Raw genomic sequence first — 20,765 nt, 5'->3', positions numbered from 1 at the left:
TTCCGGGCCTATCAGCGCGTCATACCGTCCCCAACAAGTGTTATTCTTCACAACCGTTAAGAAACAGAGGTCGAAACCATCGGCCAATGAACGACGGAGACCACGACCGGGCGAACGCGACGGGCCCCGCTCGTAGCGGACTGCGACGGAACCTCGACCGCCGTCGAGTGTTGCAAACGACTGCGGGTGGCGCGGCCGGCCTCTCCCTCGCCGGCTGTCTCGAGACGCCCGGATCGTTCGTCGGAAGCGACGAAACCGATCCGGTCACGGTCGGCGTCCTCGCACCCAACCCGGAGAGCGACGCGACGGGGCGCTCGATCGTTCGGGGTGCGCGGCTCGCCGTCAAGCAACTCAACGACGGCGACGGAATCCTCGGCCGTGATGTCGAGATGGTCGTCGGCGATACCAACGGCAGCCCACAGGAGGCGCGCCGTCAGTATCAGCGGCTCATTCTCCAGGAGGACGCCGACGTTACCGTCGGTGTTTCCACCAGTGAAGTCCTCGTGCCGTTGCTCGAGGAGATCGCCGAGCAAGAGACGGTGCACCTCACCGCCGGCTCCGCGACGACGGTGGCCAGCGATCGGGTCAAATCGTCGTACGACGACTACAAGTATCACTTCCGTGTCGGTCCGATTAACGGGACCAACCTCGCAGAGGCGCAACTCGACTTCCTGACCGAGAAGGGCAGTGATATCGGGTGGGACTCTATCGCGGTCCTCGCGGAGGACTACGCCTGGACCGATGGGTTGTGGGACTTCTATCGGAGTCGCCTCCCCGAGACCGATATCGAGGTGACGGCGTGGGAACGGTATCCGCCGGCGACCGACGACTTCTCGGAAATCTACACGCGAGTCGAGGAGTCGAACGCCGATGCGGCGTTCATTTCGACCGCACACACCGGCACCGCCGCACTGGCGGATTGGCGGCCCGAGGAACGGGACTTCGAGTTCGGCGGCATTCACGTTCCGATGCAACTCCCGTCGTACTACCGGCTGACCGGCGGCGACTGCGAGTACGCCGCGGGTTACGCCAGCGCGACCGATACCGCTGATCTCACGGACCGGACATCGGATTTCGTCGAGGCGTATCAAGGCGCAAACGACGGCAAAAGCCCGGTTTATACCGGCTATATCGCCTTCGACGCGGTCGAGGTGTTCGCCGACGCGGCCAAGCGAACCGACTCCCTCGAGTCGGAGGCCTTGGTCGGGTCGCTCGAGGAGACCGAGTTCAAGGGCACCACCGGTACGATCCAGTTCCACGGTCGCGACGACGAATACCCACACGACGTTATCTACGGCAAGGGCAACGTTCACCCGGTGTACTTCCAGTGGCAGGAAATCGACGGTGAAGGTCAGCAGACGGTCATCTGGCCCGACGAGTACGTGGCCGACGGTGCCGAGTACATGACGCCGGACTGGCTCTAGACCGGGTACGGGCCGTCAACGGCTCCTCCGTGTGAATCACGACCCAGTCGTCGGCGAGTCCTTGCCTTCCCGACGGGTCACACTCCCCGCCGGCCACTCACGGTGCCGCCTTTTCCCCTCCGTTCGTCCGTCAGTAGTAACGCGACCACGAGCAAACCCGAAGCCGCGTCGTTGCGGCAGGGCCGCGACCAACCCGCGAACTGGCTCCCCGCTCGAGTCCGTCGACTTCCGGCGGGTGCCCGAAACGATCAGGTGCGACGGTCGCAACACGATCGCAGTCGCTGAACGGCACTACACACCTAATCGGACGACTCTCGTTCCAACTATCCCGGACCGACCCATGCTATTGGTACACTACCACAAACACTAAGCGAATTAAGACGAAACGAGTGTCAAGATGTCTGATGACACTGCGACGGGACTCGGTTCACGGGCCACGGCGAGTCCGGGCTCTCGAGGCGTGAACCGACGACGATTCCTGCAAACGACGGGTGGAGTCGCGGCGGGGACGGCGGGTGCCGGCTGTCTCGAGACGGCCGGCTCGGTCGTCGGGGAGAGCGACGGCACGACGCCGGTCAGAATCGGGCTGTTGGCACCGAACCCGGACAGCGACATGATCGGTCGGTCGATGTACCGGGCCGCAACGCTCGCGGTCAGCCATCTCAACGACGGCGACGGGATCCTCGGCCGTGATGTCGAACTCGTTTTGGGGGATACGAACTCGAGTCCGCTGGAGGCGCGCCGCCAGTACCAGCGGCTCATTCTCGAGGAAGACGTCGACGTAACGACCGGCGTGTTCGCGAGCGAGGCGTTGCTGGGTATCATCGACGACATCGCGGAACAGGAGACGATCCACCTGACCTCCGGCGCGGCGACGACCGAAGTCAGTCGGCTGGTCCACGAGCAGTACGACGAGTACAAGTACCATTTCCGCGCCGGACCGAACAGCGATATCGACTACGGCCGCATGCAGATCGACTTCCTGACCGACATGGCCGACGAACTCGGCTGGGACTCGATCGCGCTCCTCGCCGAGGACTACGAGTGGACGGAAAAACCGTGGCGCGTCTATCAGGACCGGATCGGGGAGACCGGCGTCGACGTCGCGCTCGAGGAGCGGTATCCGCCGTCGATAGACAGCTTCGAGAGCCGGTACGACGAGGTCGAAGCGGCGGATGCCGACGCGGTCTTCATCACGACCGCCCACACCGGAACCAGCGCCCTGATGGACTGGGGGGTTCCCGAACGCGAGTTCGACTTCGGCGGAATCCACGTCCCGATGCAGCTCCCGGCGTACTACGACCTGGTCGGCGGGGAGTGTCAGTACGCCATCGGTCAAAGCAGCGCCACGGCGAACAGCACGATAACCGACGCTACTCAACCCTTCGTCGAGTCATATCGGAACACGTTCGCGGGCTCGAACCCCGTGTATACCGGCTACCACACGTACGATGCGATCACGTTGTTCGCAGCGGCGGTCGAAGACGAGGAAACGTTCGGTCACGAGGAACTGGTCCCCGCGCTCGAGGACGTGTCCTTTACCGGGACCGCCGGCACGGTCGAGTTCTACGATCGGGAGGCCGAAGTCGCGGGCACTCCGGTCGCCCACGACCTCGTCTACAACAAGGCGGAGACGGTTTATTTCCAGTGGCAGGAGGGCGATGACGGCGATGGAAGACAAGAGGTCATCTGGCCGCCGGAACAGGCGACCGGCTCGGGCTACGTCACGCCGTCGTGGCTCGCTTGATAGCTTTCTCCGCCTGAAAGCGGAGACTCCCGAGCGGTGGGCGTTTCAGGTCTGCACCCATGGACGCCGCCACTTCACGGGCGTTCGCGTCTCCCCCAGCCGTCGTTCGAGTGCCAGTCGAGTCGCCGTCTCGAGTCGCTGGGAATCGGTTCGTACGGCCGTGTCGTCAGCCGTCCGCGTTCGCGTCGGCGGGGTGGCCTGCGTCGACGAACCGGTCGCGGCCGACGAGCAGCGCGACCGAGAGGAGGGCCCCGGCGAGCGCGAAGGTCGCGATCAGGGCGAAAAACGCCGTCAGCGAGGCCTCGCCGAGGACGACGCCGCCGACGGCGATACTCGCCGAGCCGAGTCCGAACTCCCCGAGATAGGTGTAGCCGTAGGAGAGCCCGCGCGTGTCCGGCGGCGTGTACACCGCGACCGCGTTCTGATAGAACGGTTGGATCGCAAAGAGGAAGAACCCGAAGGTGCCACAGAGGACGGTGATCCCGACCAGTCCCAGTTCGGTCCCGGGAACGAACGCGAGCGCGAGGACCGCGAGAACGGCGAAGAGTCCGATCAGCCCGCGTGCCGGCGGCACGCGATCGGTCAGCTTCCCGCCGACGTACTGTCCGCCCATCCCGACGACCAGTAGCCCGACGTAGATGTAATCGGCCGGCTCGATTCCCTCGAGACCGGCGGGAACGGCGAGTCCGCCGATCGCGTCGAGGCCGTGGAGGATCTCGGGGAGGTAGGTGAGCATGCCGCGGTAGTACAGCCCCTCGACGGCGACGACGGCGAAGATGATCGCGAAGGCGCTCGCGAACAGCGCCCGGGAATCCGAGACGAGCGCCGATAGCGACAGCGCCTCGTCGGGGCCGGCGTCGACGCCGTCGTCGACGGCGGCGGTCGGATCGAACTCCGCACCGAGCCCGTAGAGAACGGCGAGGATGCCGGGCACGGCGAGGATCGCCGCGACGAGCGACCACTCGAGGAAGATCAGCAGCGTCGCGGCGACGAAGGGGCCGAGCGCGATACCGGCGTTGCCGGCGATGCCGTGCCAGGCGAAGACGGTCCCGCGCTCCGAGACGCCGGTACTGATGAGCGCGAGGCCGGCGGGGTGGTAAACGCTGGCCGCGACGCCCCAGAGGACGAGGCCGACGGCGATCGTGTATATCGACGCGGCCAACGAGAGCACGAGGAACGCGGCACTCATCCCCGCGAGACAGGTCACGACGAGCCGTTTCGGGCCGTATCGATCCGCGAGGATACCGCCGGGAAGCGCCCCCAGTCCGAAGGGCGCGTACCCGAGCGCGACCACGATTCCGAACGTCGCGACGCCCACGTCGAACTCGGTCAGCCAGACGACCAGAAAGATCGGGATCGAGGTCTCGAACCAGTGGACGAGCGCGTGGCCCGTCATGGTAAAGCCCGCGATCGCGCGATCGTTCGCGTTCAGCCCCATATCCGTTACCCGATTCCGGGCCCGCCGTGCACTTAGCCGCTTGGGAACCGGCGTCGTCCGCACCCGGGCCCGCTACGAATCGAACCGGAGCGGGCCCTCGAGATCCGCCGGCAGGATCACGTCGAGCTTGCCGGCGGAGTGGTATTCGTGAACCGTCTCGACCGCCGTCTCGAAGGCGGCGAGGGTATCGCCCTCGAGTCGATGGAAAAACAGCGCGGTAATCCCGCGCATCGACGCCGTGCGCTCGATCGCCGTCCGGGCGCGCTCGGCGGTGGGTTCGCCGATCCGGGACGTCTGTTGCGGGTTCACGGCGTAGCCCTGCACCGGGCGGCCGCCCGCAAAGCCGAGGTCGTGATGCCGCTCGACGAGGGCGAGCGTCCGTTCGTCGTAGTCGCCGTGCGGATAGGCGAAGTACCGTGCCCCGTCCTCGAACCCTTCCGCCTCGAGCCAGTCCTTTCCCCTCTTGATTTCCGACTCCTGTGTTTTCGTCTCGAGGGTCGACAGGTGCGGGTGGGTGTAACAGTGGTTACCGATGACCCAACCGGCGTCGTGGAGTTCGTGAAGGTGATCGGCCGTGAGCCGAGGGAAGCCACCGGGGTCGTCGGCACCGCGCATCTCCGCTTCGATCCGACCCGGGTTGACGAACGAGACGGCGGGATAGCCGTACTCCTCGAGTGTCGGGAGCGCTTTCGTGTAGTCGGTGACGTGGGCGTCGTCGAACTGGAACATCACTTTCCCGGTGTCGGGCCGTGGCACGAGATGGAGGTCGTCGAGCCAGACGGTTTCCGCCGCTCCCTCGTTCGTCCTGACGAGGACGGAGAGTTTGCGGACCGCGGTCGGATCGAAATCCGCCGCGATCGCGTCGATCCCGAAGTTGTATCGGACGAGCGGAAGACCGCCCTTGATCCCGCGACGGTAGTCGATCTCGCGGCCGTCATCGTCGGTCAAACGGAGCCACGGGACGACGAGCCCCTTCGACGCGACGGCGAGACCTGGAACGACGTCGGCGAGGTCGCGGGGCTCGTCGAACGTCGCCGTGATTCCGCCGGTCCGCTCGGTCGCCGGAATCTCGAGGCGGGCGCTCCGGGTCCCGACGACTGACCGGGACGGGTCGGGCGAGAGCGTCGCGCCGAAAACCTCCCAGGAGTCGAGCGTCTCGAAGTCGTCGATCGTCCCGACCGGTCCCGGATCACTCGCCGGTGGCGGATCGCCGGTTTCGGGCCGTGGTGACGGATCGATGTCGCTCGCGTTCGAATCAGCCTCTGCCGGTGCCGAATCGACCCATCTCGAGGTGAGACAGCCGGCCAGACAAAGCGACGCCGTCGCTGCGAGATAGTGCCGCCGTTGCATTTACGACGACCCAGGTCGACAGCAGCTATTGTTACGAACTCGTTACTCTCGTCGGTTCCGAAGGTATGAGGCGGATACCCGGGGTGCCGTTCGGCTGCCGCTATCGTAGCAACTGACAGTCAGTGCGCACCTGATCGCACGAGGGCGTTACGATCAGTGTGTCAATCGGTTCGGTTGCTATTCGAGGCTCGCGACCCGTCGGTCGCCGCATCACGACCGCCGACGACGAGTTCCCCGTCGTCGGTTTCGACGTAGACATCGTCGGCGAATCCGCCTTCGGCGTGGGGATGGTCGGGATTCTCGAGGCGTTCGGGCGTCGAGGGCGCTTCGGGGAGGCCCGCCGGCGGCGCGAACTGGCCCAGCGGCTCGGCGATCGTCACGTCCCAGCGGTCGAAAAAGTCGCCGTAGCGGTCGTAGTGGGCCTCGAGTTCGTCGGCGGGGAACTCCATCATCTCGGTCCAGCCGTGGTTGTAGAAGTCGAAGTTGGCCTGGATGTGCGTGATCTCGCGCGCCTCGGCTTCGGAGTAGCCCTCCTGTAGCGCACGCAGGTAGGCGTCCATCGTCGCGTCGAAGAGTCCATCGAGGTGGGCCGTGCGCTCCTCGGCGTGGGCGGGGTCGGCCTTCCCGGCGAAGATCTTGGTATGGAGCCTGACGAGACCCGAGTTGGCCACCGATCGGATGCCCGGCGTCTCGAGGGCCTTCCGATAGGCGAAGTGTTTCGCGTTCTGACGGAGTTTCATGTCTTCGCCTTGGGACGGAGTCCTAAAGAGCCGTTCGGACAACATTGTTAGGCCCGACGCCGGTTCGTCGACGCTCGAGCCCCGTTGCTACTCCGGGCGGGCAGGTCGATCGGCGGTGACGGACCGGCGTCGGAGATGGCGGCAACCCGTGCTCGCCCGAGAATTGGTATCGGAACCGTTGGGCCGGAGCTACTCTGGTGAATATATTCGGGGTTCAGTTTACGATCGTAGTGTCAACGCCCCCCGTACGGTAAAATGGACGAGATAGCAACCCACTTTAACCCGCATTACGAACGTTCCCGATATGACTCAGTACGTCATCATCGGTGACGGGATCTCGGGTAGTTCGGCCGCCGAGACCCTCCGGGAGGAAGACCCGGACGCGAAGATTACCGTCATCACCGATGAGGGGGAGCCACTGTACAACCGGATTCTCATCAAGGAACACGCGAAAGGCAAGCTCCCCGAAGCCCCCATTTCGATTCACGACGAGGACTGGTATCAGGAACGCGAGATCGATCTCTCGTTGAACACCCACGTCACGAGCGTCGATACCGACGCGAAGGTCGTCAACACCCACGATAGCGGCGAGATTCCGTACGATAAGCTGCTCGTCGCGACCGGCGGGACGCCGACACAACTGCCCGTCGAAAACAGCGATGCAGACGGGATTCACCACTTCTGGACCTTCGAGGACGCCCGCGGCATCCGCGAGCACGCGGAAAACGCGGACAAGGGCGTCATCGTCGGTGCCGGACTCCTCGGGATCGACTTCGCCGCGGTCTGTGGTGCACAGGGAATCGAGGCCGAGTACCTGATGCGCGGCGACCGCTGGTGGCGATACGCCCTCTCCGGCGACGGTGCGGAGATCATGCACGAGGGCATGCGAGAGGTCGGCGTCGAACCGGTCTTCGATAGCGGCGTTGATCATTTCGAGACCGACGACGACGGACACGTTACCGCCGCCGTCGATCCGAACGGCGACCGCTACGAATGTGACTTCGTCGGGGCCGCTATCGGGTTGAACTTCAACACCGAGTTCCTCCGCGGGTCCGGCATCGAACGGGACAACGGGATCGTCGTCGACGAACACATGCAGACCAACGTCGACGACGTCTACGCCGCCGGCGATCTCACTCGGTTCTACGACGTCCTGCTCGGCGAGCAGGCCCAGAACGGCTCGTGGGGCTCGGCGAAGGAACAGGGCCGCGTCGCCGCGGTCAACATGGCCGCCGACGAGGAAGCCGAGGGGTTCCAGTGGGTCTCCTCGTACTCCATTACCCACTTCGACTTCCCGTTCCTCTCGTTCGGTCACCCGACGCTGGGCGACGAACACGCCGAACGGCGCTACAGCGACACCGAGTGGCGTCGCATCGCCTTCAAGGACGGCCGGATCGTCGGCGGCGTCCTCATCGGCGACCTCTCGCCCCAGAGCAAGTTCAAACAGCTCATGCGCGAACAGCGCGTCGTCGCCGACCAGGCCGACGTGCTCCTGGAACAGTCCGTCGATCTGGACGACCTCGCAGCGCCCCAGGAACAGTAGTCCGGTTCGCCCAACGGAGTCCGTTTTTTCGCGTTCTCGAGTCGCCGAGCGCGCCGGCTCGGTGGCAGTCCGTTCGATCCCCGCCGCGTAGCAACTGGGACACGCAGTGTCGCCCGTGCCGTGACCAGTCGCTCCCCGCGCCGGAACTATTAAGTCAGTATCGGACATTTGGTAGCAATGAACATGGCTGCCAGTGAACGCCGCCGTCGATCGGTACGGATCGAACACGCCGATGCTCGACTCGAGCAGGTCGAATCAGTCGCGGCGAGCGCAACAGTTCGCCACGTCGATCAGCTCGACACGGAGACGCTGGCGGCCGTCTATCGCGCCGTTTCGGAGGACCGACCGGTCTCGACCGCCGCGACGGACCTCGAACCGGGCGAGATACTGGTCTTCACGGACTACTACCGCGTCGCACGCGTTTGAGCCGACCCCGGTGCGTCGCGGCTCGGCCCGCTCGCCGGTGGGTGGTATCGAAGTCGTTTTCCCGCGTGCGCGCCTTCGGTGAGGCATGAACGGCGACAGCGATATGACACTGGCGTTCGAGCTCGAGGCGCTCAAGGAACTCGCCTCGCCCGAGCGCGTGTTCGAAGACGCCAGAGGGTGGACCGAGTACATCGGCGTCGTCTCGGAGAAACCGACCTACGTCGTGACGAACTTCACGCGGAAGAACCGCATCCGACAGGACTTCTTCTCCGGCCCCCGCGGGAAAGCGGAGAGCCTCGAGGGCGTCAAAGACCAGTTCGACACCGAACGCTACGTCTACGTCGGTGCAAACGACGACGACGAGCGACTGGCCGACGAGGTCGGCTGGGAGTATCTCGACGTCGAGGACGCGGCGGAGGCGGCCGACTGGATCGTGGCGAGCCACGCCGAAGACGAGGACGACGACGCGGAACAGGTCCGCGACGACTGGCCGTAGGCCACGCCGTTGGATCGACCGGGCGCTCCCACCGGTCCTGAAACCGTTTTGAAGTCACGAGGAGCGTGTCGTACTGAGGGTTCTCTGCTCCCTGCCCCCACAGTTGCGCGTCGACCGCGCGAGTCGGCACGTCCACTCCGCAGTCGTCGACCGCGATTCCCTCGTCGCGGGTCGTCTCTCTCGAGTCGGCCTCGAACGCCGTCCGTGCGGGTATCCGTCGCCACCACAGCGGGGACGAAGACGGTCTACTGCGGCGCGCTCGAGTCACCGTCTGAAGCGTCCCGCTGGACGCTCCGCCATCCCTTTCGACGACTCGGTCGCAAAAGCCGGGCCGCCGCCCGTTCTCCGCGAGTCGTCGCGCTTATGTCCGCGCCCGCCGAAGCGCTCACAATGGCAGATTCCGGCGCTCCGGGTTCCGACAGCGGTGATCGCCTCGAGCTCCCCTGCGGGGAGCGTGTCGATCCCCACGAGATCGATCTGGGCATGCGCGAGTACGCCTGTCCCTGCGGCGACGCTCACGCCGTCGTGACCGACGTACATCCGCCCTCGCGTTTCTTCCCGGAGTCGCTCGTCGCCGTCCTTCAGGAGACGATCGACACGGACGACGAGTTCGAGGAGTTCGGGACGCCACACCTGCTGGGCGTGGTTCTCGAGGAGTTCCCCGAGGAGGTCGTCGTCTACGACGCAAGCGACGACGGTGCCGTCGGCTACACGCTGTTGTGGCTAACCGACTTCGATGCCCGCCGCCTCCACGAGGTCGTCGTCGAACTCGTCGTCGAACTCATGGAGCACGCGATCAGTCACGCCGAGAACGACGACGCCGTGACCGAGTTCGAGTCCCAGATGCTCGAGTTCGACGTCGCGGAGTTCGTCGACCAGTACCGCCGCCAGCGCGAGTTCGAAAGCGAGCACGACCAGCCGCTCTGAGAGGCGGCCGCGGACATCTACAGCCCGGCGGAGTCGGTATCAGTTACTCCCCGAACGAAACGGCCAACCGAAGCCCGCCAGCCTCGCTCTCGTCGACGGAGATCGACCAGCCGTGGGCCTCGACGACCTCGGAGACGATCGCCAGCCCGAAACCGGTGCCGTCCGCGGCAGTACTGTAGCCGAACTCGAGGACGTCCTCGCGCTCGTGCGGCGGGATACCGGGGCCGTCGTCGCCGATCGCGAACCCGTCTTCGGTTGCCGTGACGGTAATCGTTACGTCTGGTCCGACGTGTTCACGCGCGTTTCGGAAGACGTTCTCGAAGAGCACGAGCAGTCGCTCCTCGTCCCCCTCGACCGTGGGTAACGTCCCCTCCCGAACGACGGTTACGTCGGCGTCGACCGTTCGATGCGCTCGCTCGACGACGGCATCGAGAGCGACCGGCTCCGTTTCCGTCAGTCGCTGTCCGCTTCGGGCCAGCGCGAGGACGTTCTCGATGAGGACGTCCATCCGTTCGAGCGCCCACTCGATCTCCGCGCGGTAGTGCTCGCCCTCGGCGTCGATGTGGGGTTCGAGGTTCTCGAGGTGGCCCGCCGCGAGCGTCAGTGGGGTCCGCAGGTCGTGGGAAACGGTGCTCGCGAAGGCATCCAGCCGGTCGTTCTGGCGCTCGAGTTCCGCGGTCCGCGCGGCGAGTTCGTCCTCGCGGCGGGCCCGCTCGAGGGCGGCTTCGACGTTGGCCGCGAGGATGCGTGCCAGCGTAACGGTCTCCGGTTCGAAGTCGTTCGTCGCCGTCGAACTAGCGATGAAGATTCCCTCATCGCCGAGCGGGATATGGATCTCGCTCCGGACCGGGGTCTCGGGGTTTCGGAGGTTCTCGGCGTAGCGAACGTCGCCGTGGACGATGGTCTCGCCGGCCTCGAAGGCGTCCCAGGCGATGCCGTTGCCCGCCTCGATCGTCGGGACCGTCCCGAGCAGCGCTTTCGTCTCGTCGGTCATCGCGACCGGAACGAGCATGCCGCGGTCCCCGTCGGCGTCGTCGCTCGTATCGGTGGCGGCGGATCTGTCGTCATCCCGTGGGGAGCCGTCCGCCCGTTCTTCGTACAGATGAATCGAATTCATCTCGAGCGACAGCGCGTCGTGGGCGATTTCGGTGGCGACGCGAGCGACCTCCTCGGTGCGCTCCGCGGCCATCAGTCGACGGGTCCCCTCGTGGAGACGGTGTATCCGTCGCTCCCGCTCCTTGTAGTCGCTGATATCTCGGATGACGCCGACGCTGCCGGTAAACGAGCCGCTGTCGTCGACCAGCGGCGCGACGTTGTTCTCGACGAGCACGGGGTCGCCGTCGACGGGTTCGAACTGCATCTCGTAGGTATCCCACGTCCGATCGTCGTCGGACAGGATTTCGCGGAGGGTCCGTTTCGCCCGCTCGACGTCCTCGTCGGGCATATAGTCGCCGGGATACTCGCCGACGAGTTCGGCACGCGACTTGCCGAGCACGTCCGCCATCGCGTCGTTGACCATCTCGATCCGTCCCTCGGCGTCGAGGACGAACATCGGATCGCCGACCGTATCGACGAGGGTCCGGTACTGCTCGAGTTCCCGTTCGCGACGCTTCCGCTCGCTGATGTCGGTATAGATCGCGTACTCGTAGATGTCGCCGTCGATCTCGGCCGCGAACCCGCGGAGGGAGAAGTGTTTGGGGCCGTCGACCGTCAGACGCTCGACGACCGTGGTGACTACGTCACCGAGCCCAACCGTTCCCGCGATGCAGACTGGCTCGTCGTCGTCGGGGACGAGGACATCGTCGAGCGAGTCCCCCGAGACAGCATCGCGATCGTAGCCGAAAATCTCCTCGAACGCGGGGTTGACGTCGACGATTCGATTCGGATCGGCACGGCGCGTCACGATGATCGCGTCGGGGCTGTACTCGAAAAGCGTCGTGAAGTGATCCCAGTCGATATCTGGCGTTCGGGCCGACGGGGGCGGATCGACGGCCCGTGCGTCGCCCGACCGGCCCCGTCCGTCGACGACCGTCCGGAGTTGTGCGAGGAGTCGCTCCGTCGAATCCGCGACATCTCTCGGGACGTAGCCGGACAGGCCGGCCGTAATGGCGTCGCTCGCGAGCCGTTCGTCGCTATCGGCGGTGTAGAGTACGAACGGAATCTCGGCGGCCCCATCCCCCCGGATGCGGTCGTACAGCGACAGCGCGTCCGTTTCGGCGAACCGATATTCGGTGACGACACACGTCCGCTCGTCCGCGTCCACGAGCGCGCCGCGGAGCTCGGCCGGCGTCGCGACGGGATCGATCGCGAGTTCGTCCGCGGCCGACTCGAGTTCGTCGACGGTTCGACGGCGAGCCGCGGAGTCCGGGTCGGCGTAGATAACGGTAATCGGGTGCTGGAAGCGGGGAGTGCCGGACGCAGCCATCTAATTGATACGAAGAACGGAACGCGTCGTGATAAGGCGTGTGGCCGGGATTTTCGATTATAGCCGGCCGTACCACCACTCGGAGTACCCGCGACGGGAGCGGAAGACAGTCACACCCAACCACCGAACCCGCCGCGACCGTTGCGAACGCGGTCCGGGTTGAGGTGCCATCGCCGATCGAATTCGAATTTCGAAAAGCCGTTTCGAGATTCGTATTGTATCGTGGGGCTTATTACGATGTGCGAACTCCGTTTCGACAAGACAAATGAGTACGGACACCGCCGCAGACGGCGAGACGGGGGACGGACGCACGATCCTGTTGATCGGGAGCGGCCCGATCCAGATCGGACAGGCCGCCGAGTTCGACTACTCGGGCGCACAGGCCTGTCGGGCGCTTCAGGAGGAAGGCGCTCGCGTCGTCCTCGTAAACTCGAACCCGGCGACGATCATGACCGATCCGGAGATGGCCGACGAGGTCTACATCGAACCGATCACGACCGACGCCATCGCCGAGATCATCCGGGCGGAAAACCCCGACGGCGTCATCGCCGGCCTGGGCGGGCAGACCGGCCTGAACGTCACCGCCGAACTCGCTGAGGAGGGCGTCTTAGAGGAGTACGATGTCGAGATCATGGGGACGCCGCTGGACACGATTTACGCCACCGAAGACCGCGATCTCTTCCGCCAGCGCATGGAGAAGATCGGGCAGCCGGTTCCCGCCTCGACGACCATCTCGCTCGACGAGGGCGAGACGGTCTCGGAACTGACCGAAGACGACCTCCACGAACGCGTCCAGGCCGCCGTCGACGAAGTCGGCGGCCTGCCGGTCATCGCCCGCACTACCTACACCCTCGGCGGGTCCGGGTCCGGCGTCGTCCACGAGATGGACGAACTCCTCCGCCGTGTCCGCAAGGGACTGCGCCTCTCCCGCAACAGCGAGGTCCTCATCACCGAGTCGATCGCCGGCTGGGTCGAGTACGAGTACGAAGTCATGCGCGACGCCGACGACTCCTGTATCATCATCTGTAACATGGAGAACATCGACCCGATGGGCATCCACACCGGGGAGTCGACGGTCGTCACGCCCTCCCAGATCGTCCCCGACGAGGGCCACCAGGAGATGCGTACCGCCGCGCTCGAGGTCATCCGCGAACTCGGCATTCAGGGCGGCTGTAACATCCAGTTCGCCTGGCACGACGACGGCACCCCCGGCGGCGAGTATCGCGTCGTCGAAGTCAACCCCCGCGTCTCCCGGTCCTCGGCGCTCGCGTCGAAGGCGACCGGCTACCCGATCGCCCGCGTCACCGCGAAGGTCGCCTTGGGTAAACGCCTCCACGAAATCGACAACGAGATCACGGGCGAGACCACCGCCGCCTTCGAGCCCGCGATCGACTACGTCGTCACCAAGGTCCCCCGGTGGCCCAAAGACAAGTTCGACGACGTCGACTTCGAACTGACGACGGCCATGAAGTCGACCGGCGAGGCGATGGCCATCGGCCGCACGTTCGAGGAGTCGCTGCTCAAAGCCTTACGCTCGAGCGAGTACGAACCAGACGTCGACTGGACTGCGGTCAGCGATGACGAACTCGAGGAGCGCTACCTCGAGCGCCCGTCGCCGGATCGCCCCTACGCGATGTTCGAGGCGTTCGAACGCGGTTACACCGTCGCGGAGGTCCAGGAGCTGACGGGTATCTTCGAGTGGTACACCGAGCGCCTCAAGCGTATCGCAGACTCGACGCTGGCGGCCCAGGAGGGTGACTTCACCGAGGCCGCGATCGCTGGCCACACCAACGCGACGATCGCGTCCGCCGCCGGTGCGGACGTCGATACCGTCGAAACCGAGGTCCCGGGTCGCACCTACAAGCAGGTCGATACCTGCGCCGGCGAGTTCGAGGCCGAGACGCCGTACTACTACTCCGCCCGCAAGTCGGAGTTCGAATCGGGACCGCTGCTGGGCGACGCCGCGGCCGGCGAACTCGAGGTCGACCGCGACCTCGAGAGCGTGATCGTCGTCGGCGGCGGCCCGATCCGTATCGGCCAGGGCGTCGAGTTCGACTACTGTTCGGTCCACGCGGTCCGCGCCCTGCGCGAACTGGGGATCGACGCCTACGTCGTGAACAACAACCCCGAAACGGTGTCGACGGACTACGACACCTCCGACGGGCTGTTCTTCGAACCCATCACCGCGGAGGAGGTCGCCGACGTCGCCGAGGCGACCGGTGCCGACGGCGTGATGGTCCAGTTCGGCGGTCAGACCTCCGTCAACATCGGCGAACCGCTCGAGGACGAACTGCAGCGCCGCGGGCTGGACTGTGAGGTCATGGGGACCTCCGTCGAGGCGATGGACCTCGCGGAGGACCGCGACCGATTCAACGCCCTGATGGCCGAACTGGGCATCTCGCAGCCGGACGGCGGGACCGCCTTCTCCGAGGAGGAAGCCCTCGAACTGGCCCACGATATCGGCTATCCCGTCCTCGTGCGCCCCTCCTACGTGCTGGGCGGGCGCGCGATGGAGGTCGTCTACGACGACGAGGAACTCCGGACCTACATCGAGGAAGCCGTCCGCGTCGCCCCCGACAAGCCGATCCTCGTCGACGACTTCCTCGAGGACGCGATCGAACTCGACGTCGATGCCGTCTCGGACGGCCGCAACGTCATCATCGGCGGCATCATGGAACACGTCGAAACGGCGGGTGTCCACTCCGGCGACTCCGCGTGTATGATCCCGCCCCGGTCGCTCGAGGCGGACACCCTCGAACGCGTCCGCGAGGTCACCGAGGACATCGCCGAGGCGCTCAAGACCAAGGGCCTGCTGAACGTCCAGCTCGCGGTTCGTGACGGCGAGGTGTACGTGCTGGAGGCCAACCCGCGCTCCTCGCGGACCGTGCCCTTCGTCTCGAAGGCGACCGGCGTTCCGATCGCCAAACTCGCCGCGAAGGTCATGGCCGGCGAGACGCTGGCCAGTCTCGAGGCCGACGAGCGGATTCCCGACCACACCTCGATCAAGGAGGTCGTGTTGCCGTTCGACCGCCTGCCGGGCTCGGACCCGCGTCTCGGCCCGGAGATGAAGTCTACCGGCGAGGTCATGGGCACCGCAAGCGACTTCGGCACGGCGTACTGGAAGGCCCAGCAGGCCGCCGGCAACGCCGTCAGCGAGGGGACCGCCGTGGTCGACCTCGATGTCGACGGCTTCGAGAATCACTTCGACGTGGCCGAGTTCGACGACGTGCCGGCAGCCATCCGCGAGGGAGCAGTCGACTTCGTCGTCAGCCGCGACCGCGACTCGCTGGAGATGGCCGTCGAGGAGGAAATCCCCTACCTGTCGACCGAAGCGAGCGCCGAGGCCTACGTCGAAGCGCTCGAGAGCTTCGAGGGCGACCTCGAAGTCGCGTCGGTAACCGACCGCCCGACGCATGTCGCCGAGTGGGGTGCCGCGGAGTAACGACGCCTGCCTCGGCCGACTCCCGACACCATCTCCGGCGTGACACTGCCGTCGGACGGTGTCGACTCCGTCATGAGACAGTGTGTCGCCGCCCGTGCCGATCGATCGACGCCACGTTCGATTCCGTTAGCAATGCCTGTCTGCCATAGTTATAGGAAGATATATGCTTTTTAGTGGTGTGACGAACTACACTCGTAGTAAGATGCCGAAGCTAGCTGATGACTGTATGGAACACCTCGAGAAAGCATTACAGAGCGACGACCCGTCGGAGAAGAACTTCCATATTCGTCAAGTAATACAGGCATACGGCGTAGATCATCTGCCGGACGAGATCGATTCGCAGTAACGCGTTCGATTCGGACCCGTCGCCGAAACGATTAGTAGTCTCAGTCGTCGTCTTCGCCGTCACGGAGCCTGTCCTGTCGCGTCAGTAGCCGCTGTCGATCGATGAAATCGTCGCCCGTTCGGCGTTCTCGAGCGCGGTTCGGGGCGAAACCGCGTGTACTGCCGCCCGGCGGGGATTGCTGCTCCGGTCACCGAGTCACTCGAGGTCGTACCAGTCGAACCGCTCGACCGCGTAGCGATAGGAGATCGGCGGGGCGAGTAAGCCGGCGATCAGGACGATCCACGCACCGGTCGTGATCGTGCGGGCGGATAGCGAGACCGCGGGGAGCGGCGTCCACGCGGTGACCGACCTGAGCAGGCCGGCGATCGCTTCGGGGGCCTCGAGGGACAACACGACGGCGGCGACCGCGGGGAGCGCGATCGCGAGCGTGTAGACGAGGAAGGCGGTCTTGCTCGGCATCACGGCCTCGCGGTTGGACGTGATGTTGACGCTTCCGAAGCGAGGGAACGCCGAGCCGATCCCGGCCGCCAGTGCCGGCGTCGCGATCGTCCCGACGACGGTGCCCCCGACCAGCGCGGCGGTGCGCTCGAGCGAGAGCGGGCTGACGATGCCCGTAACGACCGAGACGAGGAGCGCGAGCGGAACGCCGACGAGCGCGCCGGCGACGATTCGCCCGCGAATCGCCTGTCGGCCGGTGAGCGTCGACGTGACGACGGCGGGCAGCGCCGGCCCGAGATCGCCGAGGGGGTTGAGCGTGAACAGCGCGCCGGCGGCCCAGACGACGTACAGACAGAGCAGGACGGCCACGAATCGTGGCACGGTCCCGGCATCGATGATCTGTTGGGCGAACGCGACGCTGCCGAGCAGGGGGTACCCGGCGTACGTGAGTCGGATCGGGGAGCGCTTCGTACGCCGGATCGCGGTTACCGCGACCGTCCGAACCGGCCGCGAGAGCGTCCCGGAAAGGAGTTCGTCGAGCCGATCGTCGGACGTTTCCGAGCTGGGTTCCTCGTCGTCGGTTCGGGCCGGGTCCGCGAACCAGTGTGTCCGCGCGCCGGCGGTTCCGACCACGAAGGCGAGCCCGAGGACGACCACTGCGCCGACGGCTGCGCCGCCGAGTACGGGAGCCGACGGATCGACGCCGGGGACGCCGATCAGAAGGAGGTGACCGGGCCAGCCGAGCGGACTGCTCCGGAGTCGAATGAACAGCGTTTCCGCGATCACGTCGAATCTGCCGGTCGTGACCGCCCCGAGGTAGAGGACCCAGAACGCGGCGAACAGCAGGGTCCGGTATCGGGCGATCGGTTCGTAGGCGGTGATCAGGTGCCGTATCCAGATGCCCACGGCGAACCCGACGGGGAACGCGGTGAGCAGGCAACCTCCGACCCACAGCGGTGCCGCGAGTACCGGGAGCGGTGTTCCCGCTCCAGTGGCGAACGCCGCCGCGAGGAGCACCGTCGACGGCAGCAGCCAGACCGCAAAGCGGGCCGTTTCCGCGGCGACGACGCCGACGACGGTGTTCCGGACCGGGGTCGATAGCAGGAGAAAGGATGGCTGATCGATGTCGGCGACGGTCGTGATCGTCCGCATGACCGCTATGACGACCAGAAACACCCACGCGACCGCCGTGGCACCGGTGGCGTAGTCGGCCACCGTCGCCGCGTCGGCCGCGGAGACCGTTCCGTCGGCGGCGTGTTCTCCCAACTCCGGAAGCAAGAGGACGCCGACAGCCGTGATCGGACCGAGTGCGAACAGCGCGACCGCCGCCATCAGGATCAGTCTGGTCCGGTTACCGGTGACCGATCGAGTGGTCCGTCGGAACTCGGCCTTGGTGATCGACAGCGAGGCGGCGGCGAGCTCCATCAGCGAACACCTCGTTTCGGGGATGTGGCGAGCGAGCGATCGAGTCTCATAGTCGGAATCGTGTCGCGCTCCCAGTAAACCGTTTGGATTGCTGTCATTCTCGTCCGCTGTGCCATCGCATCTCGATCAGTGTCGTGAGCACCGGTCCGAGTCCCGGTCAGTGCGCAGGCCAGCGACGGGACTCCTGTACGTTGTGATACACATTTAATTACACCGAGACTGAAGGACTCGTATGAACGCCGCCGACGCCCCCGCGATCGAAACCGAGGGACTGACCAAACGCTACGGCGAGACGGTCGCCGTCTCGGACCTGACGATGGCCGTCGAGCGCGGCACTGTCTATGGCTTTCTCGGTCCCAACGGCGCGGGGAAGACGACCACGATGCGGATGCTGACGACGCTGACGAAACCGACCGCCGGGACGGCAAGGGTTGCGGGCCACTCCATCGCCGATCGCGAATCGGTGACCCCCCACATCGGCTACCTGCCCGAGGAGCCGCCGATCTACGACGAACTCACCGGCCGGGAACAGCTCGAGTACGCCGCCGGTCTTCGTGACATGCCCGCGGACACGGCCGACGAGCGCATCGCGTCGCTGCTCGAGCGGTTCGACCTGCGCGCGGATGCGAACAAGCGAATCGAGGACTACTCGAAGGGAATGCGCCAGAAGGTCGGCGTCATTCAGGCGGTCCTCCACGAACCGGCGGTGGCCTTCCTCGACGAGCCGACGAGCGGACTCGATCCCCGCGCCGCCCGGACGATGCGGGACACGATCGCCGAACTCGCCGATCGGGAGATGACGGTCTTCCTCTCGACGCACATCCTGCCCGTCGTCGACGAACTGGCCGACGAGATCGGCGTGCTCCACGACGGCGAACTCGTCGCCGAGGGCGAACCCGAGCGGCTCAAGTCCCGTGCCGAGACCGGCGACGCCCGCAGTCTTGAGGACGCCTTCCTCGAGATCACCCGCGAACACGGCGAGGGCGGGCTGGGCAAGGAGCGGGCCGCGGAGTGACGCACCCGCCAAGCCGCCGTGGTCACCCCGGACGGGTCGATCGAGGCGGACGACCCACCGATCGAGACCGGCAACCGACTCGAGTCGTTGTGGCTACCTGAGATCGACGGATGGCGGTGGAACTCTATTCTGCGCCAGTCGTTTCCATATGTTTTTAGTGAGGGGAGATCGTACGCCTCATCGAGAGGTGTGATCCGATGGGATGGAGAGACATCACCGGAGTCGATACGGGGTCGCGACTCGCCGAATACGCCTCGACGATCACCCGATACGATCTCCTGTTGGGGCTGATTCCGACGGCCTTCGCGGTCGCCGGTCTCGTCGGCCACTTCCTCGATCTCTCGGCTGAGACGACGCTTCTTGCCGGTGTTTCCATCGCCGGCATCGCCGTGCTCGACGGCCTGTTTTTCCGCCCGCCGACGAGACCGCGCGGAACGTGACCGCGTCCGACCCGCCGCTCGAGTCGATAATCGGACCGCTAGGCACTCGAGTCTCGAGGCGGCCCGAACCGGACGGAACCTCAGTGCAGTTCGGTCCGGTCCACGGGCGTGAACGCTTCGATCGTGATCGCGATCGCATCGTCGCTCGGGACGTCGCGGACGGTGTAGGCCGTCGGATACGCGCCGGCCGTCGGATATAGCGTCGGCTGTGGGATCTCGTACCGATCGGTGCCGGTCACGGTCTCGAGATAGCGCTTCGTCACCATCGGTTCGACGAACGTGAGCTCACCGCACCCGTCACCGGTCGTCTCGTATGCCCCCCAGATGAGCGTAGCGGTGAACTCGCCGCCGGGACCCGCCGGCGATTCGGAGTCGACCAGATGCTCGCCCATGTCCGTGACGACTGCGAACTCACCTCCAAGACTCGGCTCGGGAACGCGGGTGTACCCCTCCGGAAGCCGCGGCTCCGGAATGGTGTACGATGCTGCGTTCAGCCCCGTAATGGCGTCTACTGTGGCCGCCTCGAGCATGTGGAAGTGAACGTCGATATGCGGAACGTCGTAGGTTCCCGGCGGCGGGTGGCCCTCCGGGTTCCAGGTCAGGCCGAGGACGGTAAACGGCGTCGCCGCCGCCTCGGGAAACGGAACGAAGAACTCCTGTGACCACGCGTGATGGATCTCGAGGGCCGCGCCGGTCGGCCCGTATTTGTCCCCGGACTCGCCGCGTTCCGCCCGGGTTCGCAACGCCGCGGCCGACGGGAGACCGGTAAGCGCGTCGCGATCAAGGACGACGCCGTGGTACGTCGGGTCGCCCGACGGTGCGACCGTGGTAAACGTCCGCAACTCGCCGTTGCCAAGCGAGACCGGTTCGCTCCACTCGGTGCGCTTTGGCGGCGGGAACTCCCGGCCCGTCACGCTCCCGGCGACAGTACCGGTCGCTGTGAGCGCCGTTCCGACGCACGGTACGGCGCGGAGGAACGTCCGTCGATGAGCGGTCCGTCGGTCGGTCGCGCGGTGGCCTCGCGGTGTCTCATCCATAGCCTGTCCCGGGACCTCCAGTTATCGACTTGCTGTCCACGTCCACCATCATATGCCCCTCTGTGACCGTTCGTGACCGTCTCGAAGCCGTATCTATCGGTCACTC

15 protein-coding genes are annotated in these 20,765 nt (G+C 65.7%); 9 read left to right on the top strand and 6 right to left on the bottom strand.

The window, feature by feature from the left end; genetic code table 11:
• The first annotated feature begins 86 nt into the window (after nucleotides 1-86).
• Entirely contained in the window at nucleotides 87-1,424 is a 1,338-nt protein-coding gene (locus tag C487_RS11315; protein ID WP_006185892.1) for an ABC transporter substrate-binding protein, read from the top strand.
• A 460-nt stretch (nucleotides 1,425-1,884) separates the two neighbouring features.
• Entirely contained in the window at nucleotides 1,885-3,171 is a 1,287-nt protein-coding gene (locus C487_RS11310) for an ABC transporter substrate-binding protein (protein ID WP_006185891.1), read from the top strand.
• Nucleotides 3,172-3,337: 166 nt separating this feature from the next.
• On the opposite strand, the gene C487_RS11305 is transcribed toward C487_RS11310, so the two are convergent.
• From C487_RS11305 to C487_RS11295, 3 genes are all read right to left on the bottom strand, one after another.
• The gene (locus tag C487_RS11305; protein ID WP_006185890.1) at nucleotides 3,338-4,609 is read right to left on the bottom strand and encodes an MFS transporter; all 1,272 of its coding nucleotides are present in this window, start codon (nucleotides 4,607-4,609) and stop codon (nucleotides 3,338-3,340) included.
• Between the two features lie 72 nt (nucleotides 4,610-4,681).
• Nucleotides 4,682-5,959 (bottom strand): polysaccharide deacetylase family protein, encoded by a 1,278-nt coding sequence (locus C487_RS11300; protein ID WP_006185889.1) that lies wholly within the window; start codon nucleotides 5,957-5,959, stop codon nucleotides 4,682-4,684.
• A 161-nt stretch (nucleotides 5,960-6,120) separates the two neighbouring features.
• Complete coding sequence (locus C487_RS11295) at nucleotides 6,121-6,699, bottom strand: DUF6149 family protein (protein ID WP_006185888.1); 579 nt, start codon at nucleotides 6,697-6,699, stop codon at nucleotides 6,121-6,123.
• A 304-nt stretch (nucleotides 6,700-7,003) separates the two neighbouring features.
• Here C487_RS11295 and C487_RS11290 point away from each other — a divergent pair, with 304 nt between their 5' ends.
• From C487_RS11290 to C487_RS11275, 4 genes are all read left to right on the top strand, one after another.
• Complete coding sequence (locus tag C487_RS11290) at nucleotides 7,004-8,242, top strand: NAD(P)/FAD-dependent oxidoreductase (RefSeq protein ID WP_006185887.1); 1,239 nt, start codon at nucleotides 7,004-7,006, stop codon at nucleotides 8,240-8,242.
• Between the two features lie 177 nt (nucleotides 8,243-8,419).
• Complete coding sequence (locus C487_RS11285) at nucleotides 8,420-8,668, top strand: hypothetical protein (RefSeq protein WP_006185886.1); 249 nt, start codon at nucleotides 8,420-8,422, stop codon at nucleotides 8,666-8,668.
• Nucleotides 8,669-8,753: 85 nt separating this feature from the next.
• Nucleotides 8,754-9,164 carry a DUF7124 domain-containing protein gene (locus tag C487_RS11280; RefSeq protein ID WP_006185885.1) on the top strand — a complete coding sequence of 137 codons (411 nt, stop codon included), beginning with the start codon at nucleotides 8,754-8,756 and terminating at the stop codon, nucleotides 9,162-9,164.
• 390 nt (nucleotides 9,165-9,554) lie between these two features.
• Entirely contained in the window at nucleotides 9,555-10,091 is a 537-nt protein-coding gene (locus C487_RS11275) for a DUF5815 family protein (RefSeq protein ID WP_006185884.1), read from the top strand.
• Between the two features lie 43 nt (nucleotides 10,092-10,134).
• Here the strand turns inward: C487_RS11275 and C487_RS11270 are convergent, their stop codons facing one another.
• On the bottom strand, nucleotides 10,135-12,516 hold the full coding sequence (locus tag C487_RS11270; protein ID WP_006185883.1) for a PAS domain S-box protein: 2,382 nt from the start codon (nucleotides 12,514-12,516) through the stop codon (nucleotides 10,135-10,137).
• Nucleotides 12,517-12,781: 265 nt separating this feature from the next.
• Here C487_RS11270 and carB point away from each other — a divergent pair, with 265 nt between their 5' ends.
• Entirely contained in the window at nucleotides 12,782-15,958 is a 3,177-nt protein-coding gene (carB, locus tag C487_RS11265; RefSeq protein ID WP_006185882.1) for a carbamoyl-phosphate synthase large subunit, read from the top strand.
• A 541-nt stretch (nucleotides 15,959-16,499) separates the two neighbouring features.
• Here carB and C487_RS11260 read toward each other — a convergent pair.
• Entirely contained in the window at nucleotides 16,500-18,167 is a 1,668-nt protein-coding gene (locus C487_RS11260) for a hypothetical protein (RefSeq protein WP_006185880.1), read from the bottom strand.
• Nucleotides 18,168-18,399: 232 nt separating this feature from the next.
• On the opposite strand from C487_RS11260, the gene C487_RS11255 reads away from it, so the two are divergent.
• Nucleotides 18,400-19,182, top strand: a complete 783-nt coding sequence (locus C487_RS11255; RefSeq protein WP_006185879.1) for an ABC transporter ATP-binding protein — start codon at nucleotides 18,400-18,402, stop codon at nucleotides 19,180-19,182.
• A 197-nt stretch (nucleotides 19,183-19,379) separates the two neighbouring features.
• Nucleotides 19,380-19,622: a hypothetical protein gene (locus tag C487_RS11250; RefSeq protein WP_006185878.1), complete on the top strand. Its 243-nt coding sequence runs from the start codon at nucleotides 19,380-19,382 to the stop codon at nucleotides 19,620-19,622.
• An 80-nt stretch (nucleotides 19,623-19,702) separates the two neighbouring features.
• Here C487_RS11250 and C487_RS11245 read toward each other — a convergent pair whose 3' ends face one another.
• Nucleotides 19,703-20,659 (bottom strand): hypothetical protein, encoded by a 957-nt coding sequence (locus C487_RS11245; RefSeq protein ID WP_006185877.1) that lies wholly within the window; start codon nucleotides 20,657-20,659, stop codon nucleotides 19,703-19,705.
• Between the last annotated feature and the right edge of the window lie 106 nt (nucleotides 20,660-20,765).

This window comes from Natrinema pallidum DSM 3751, from assembly GCF_000337615.1.
Classification (GTDB): domain Archaea; phylum Halobacteriota; class Halobacteria; order Halobacteriales; family Natrialbaceae; genus Natrinema; species Natrinema pallidum.
The sequence above is the reverse complement of the archived record's forward strand: the minus strand, read 5'-3'. Positions and strand labels throughout refer to the sequence as shown.

Bases quoted from the DNA above. Each gene is read 5' to 3' on its own strand.
- C487_RS11315 (WP_006185892.1), top strand. From the start codon at position 87: ATGAACGACGGAGACCACGACCGGGCGAACGCGACGGGCCCCGCTCGT.
- C487_RS11305 (WP_006185890.1), bottom strand. From the start codon at position 4,609: ATGGGGCTGAACGCGAACGATCGCGCGATCGCGGGCTTTACCATGACG.
- C487_RS11300 (WP_006185889.1), bottom strand. From the start codon at position 5,959: ATGCAACGGCGGCACTATCTCGCAGCGACGGCGTCGCTTTGTCTGGCC.
- C487_RS11295 (WP_006185888.1), bottom strand. From the start codon at position 6,699: ATGAAACTCCGTCAGAACGCGAAACACTTCGCCTATCGGAAGGCCCTC.
- C487_RS11290 (WP_006185887.1), top strand. From the start codon at position 7,004: ATGACTCAGTACGTCATCATCGGTGACGGGATCTCGGGTAGTTCGGCC.
- C487_RS11285 (WP_006185886.1), top strand. From the start codon at position 8,420: ATGAACATGGCTGCCAGTGAACGCCGCCGTCGATCGGTACGGATCGAA.
- C487_RS11280 (WP_006185885.1), top strand. From the start codon at position 8,754: ATGAACGGCGACAGCGATATGACACTGGCGTTCGAGCTCGAGGCGCTC.
- C487_RS11275 (WP_006185884.1), top strand. From the start codon at position 9,555: ATGGCAGATTCCGGCGCTCCGGGTTCCGACAGCGGTGATCGCCTCGAG.
- C487_RS11270 (WP_006185883.1), bottom strand. From the start codon at position 12,516: ATGGCTGCGTCCGGCACTCCCCGCTTCCAGCACCCGATTACCGTTATC.
- carB (WP_006185882.1), top strand. From the start codon at position 12,782: ATGAGTACGGACACCGCCGCAGACGGCGAGACGGGGGACGGACGCACG.
- C487_RS11260 (WP_006185880.1), bottom strand. From the start codon at position 18,167: ATGGAGCTCGCCGCCGCCTCGCTGTCGATCACCAAGGCCGAGTTCCGA.
- C487_RS11255 (WP_006185879.1), top strand. From the start codon at position 18,400: ATGAACGCCGCCGACGCCCCCGCGATCGAAACCGAGGGACTGACCAAA.
- C487_RS11250 (WP_006185878.1), top strand. From the start codon at position 19,380: ATGGGATGGAGAGACATCACCGGAGTCGATACGGGGTCGCGACTCGCC.
- C487_RS11245 (WP_006185877.1), bottom strand. From the start codon at position 20,659: ATGGATGAGACACCGCGAGGCCACCGCGCGACCGACCGACGGACCGCT.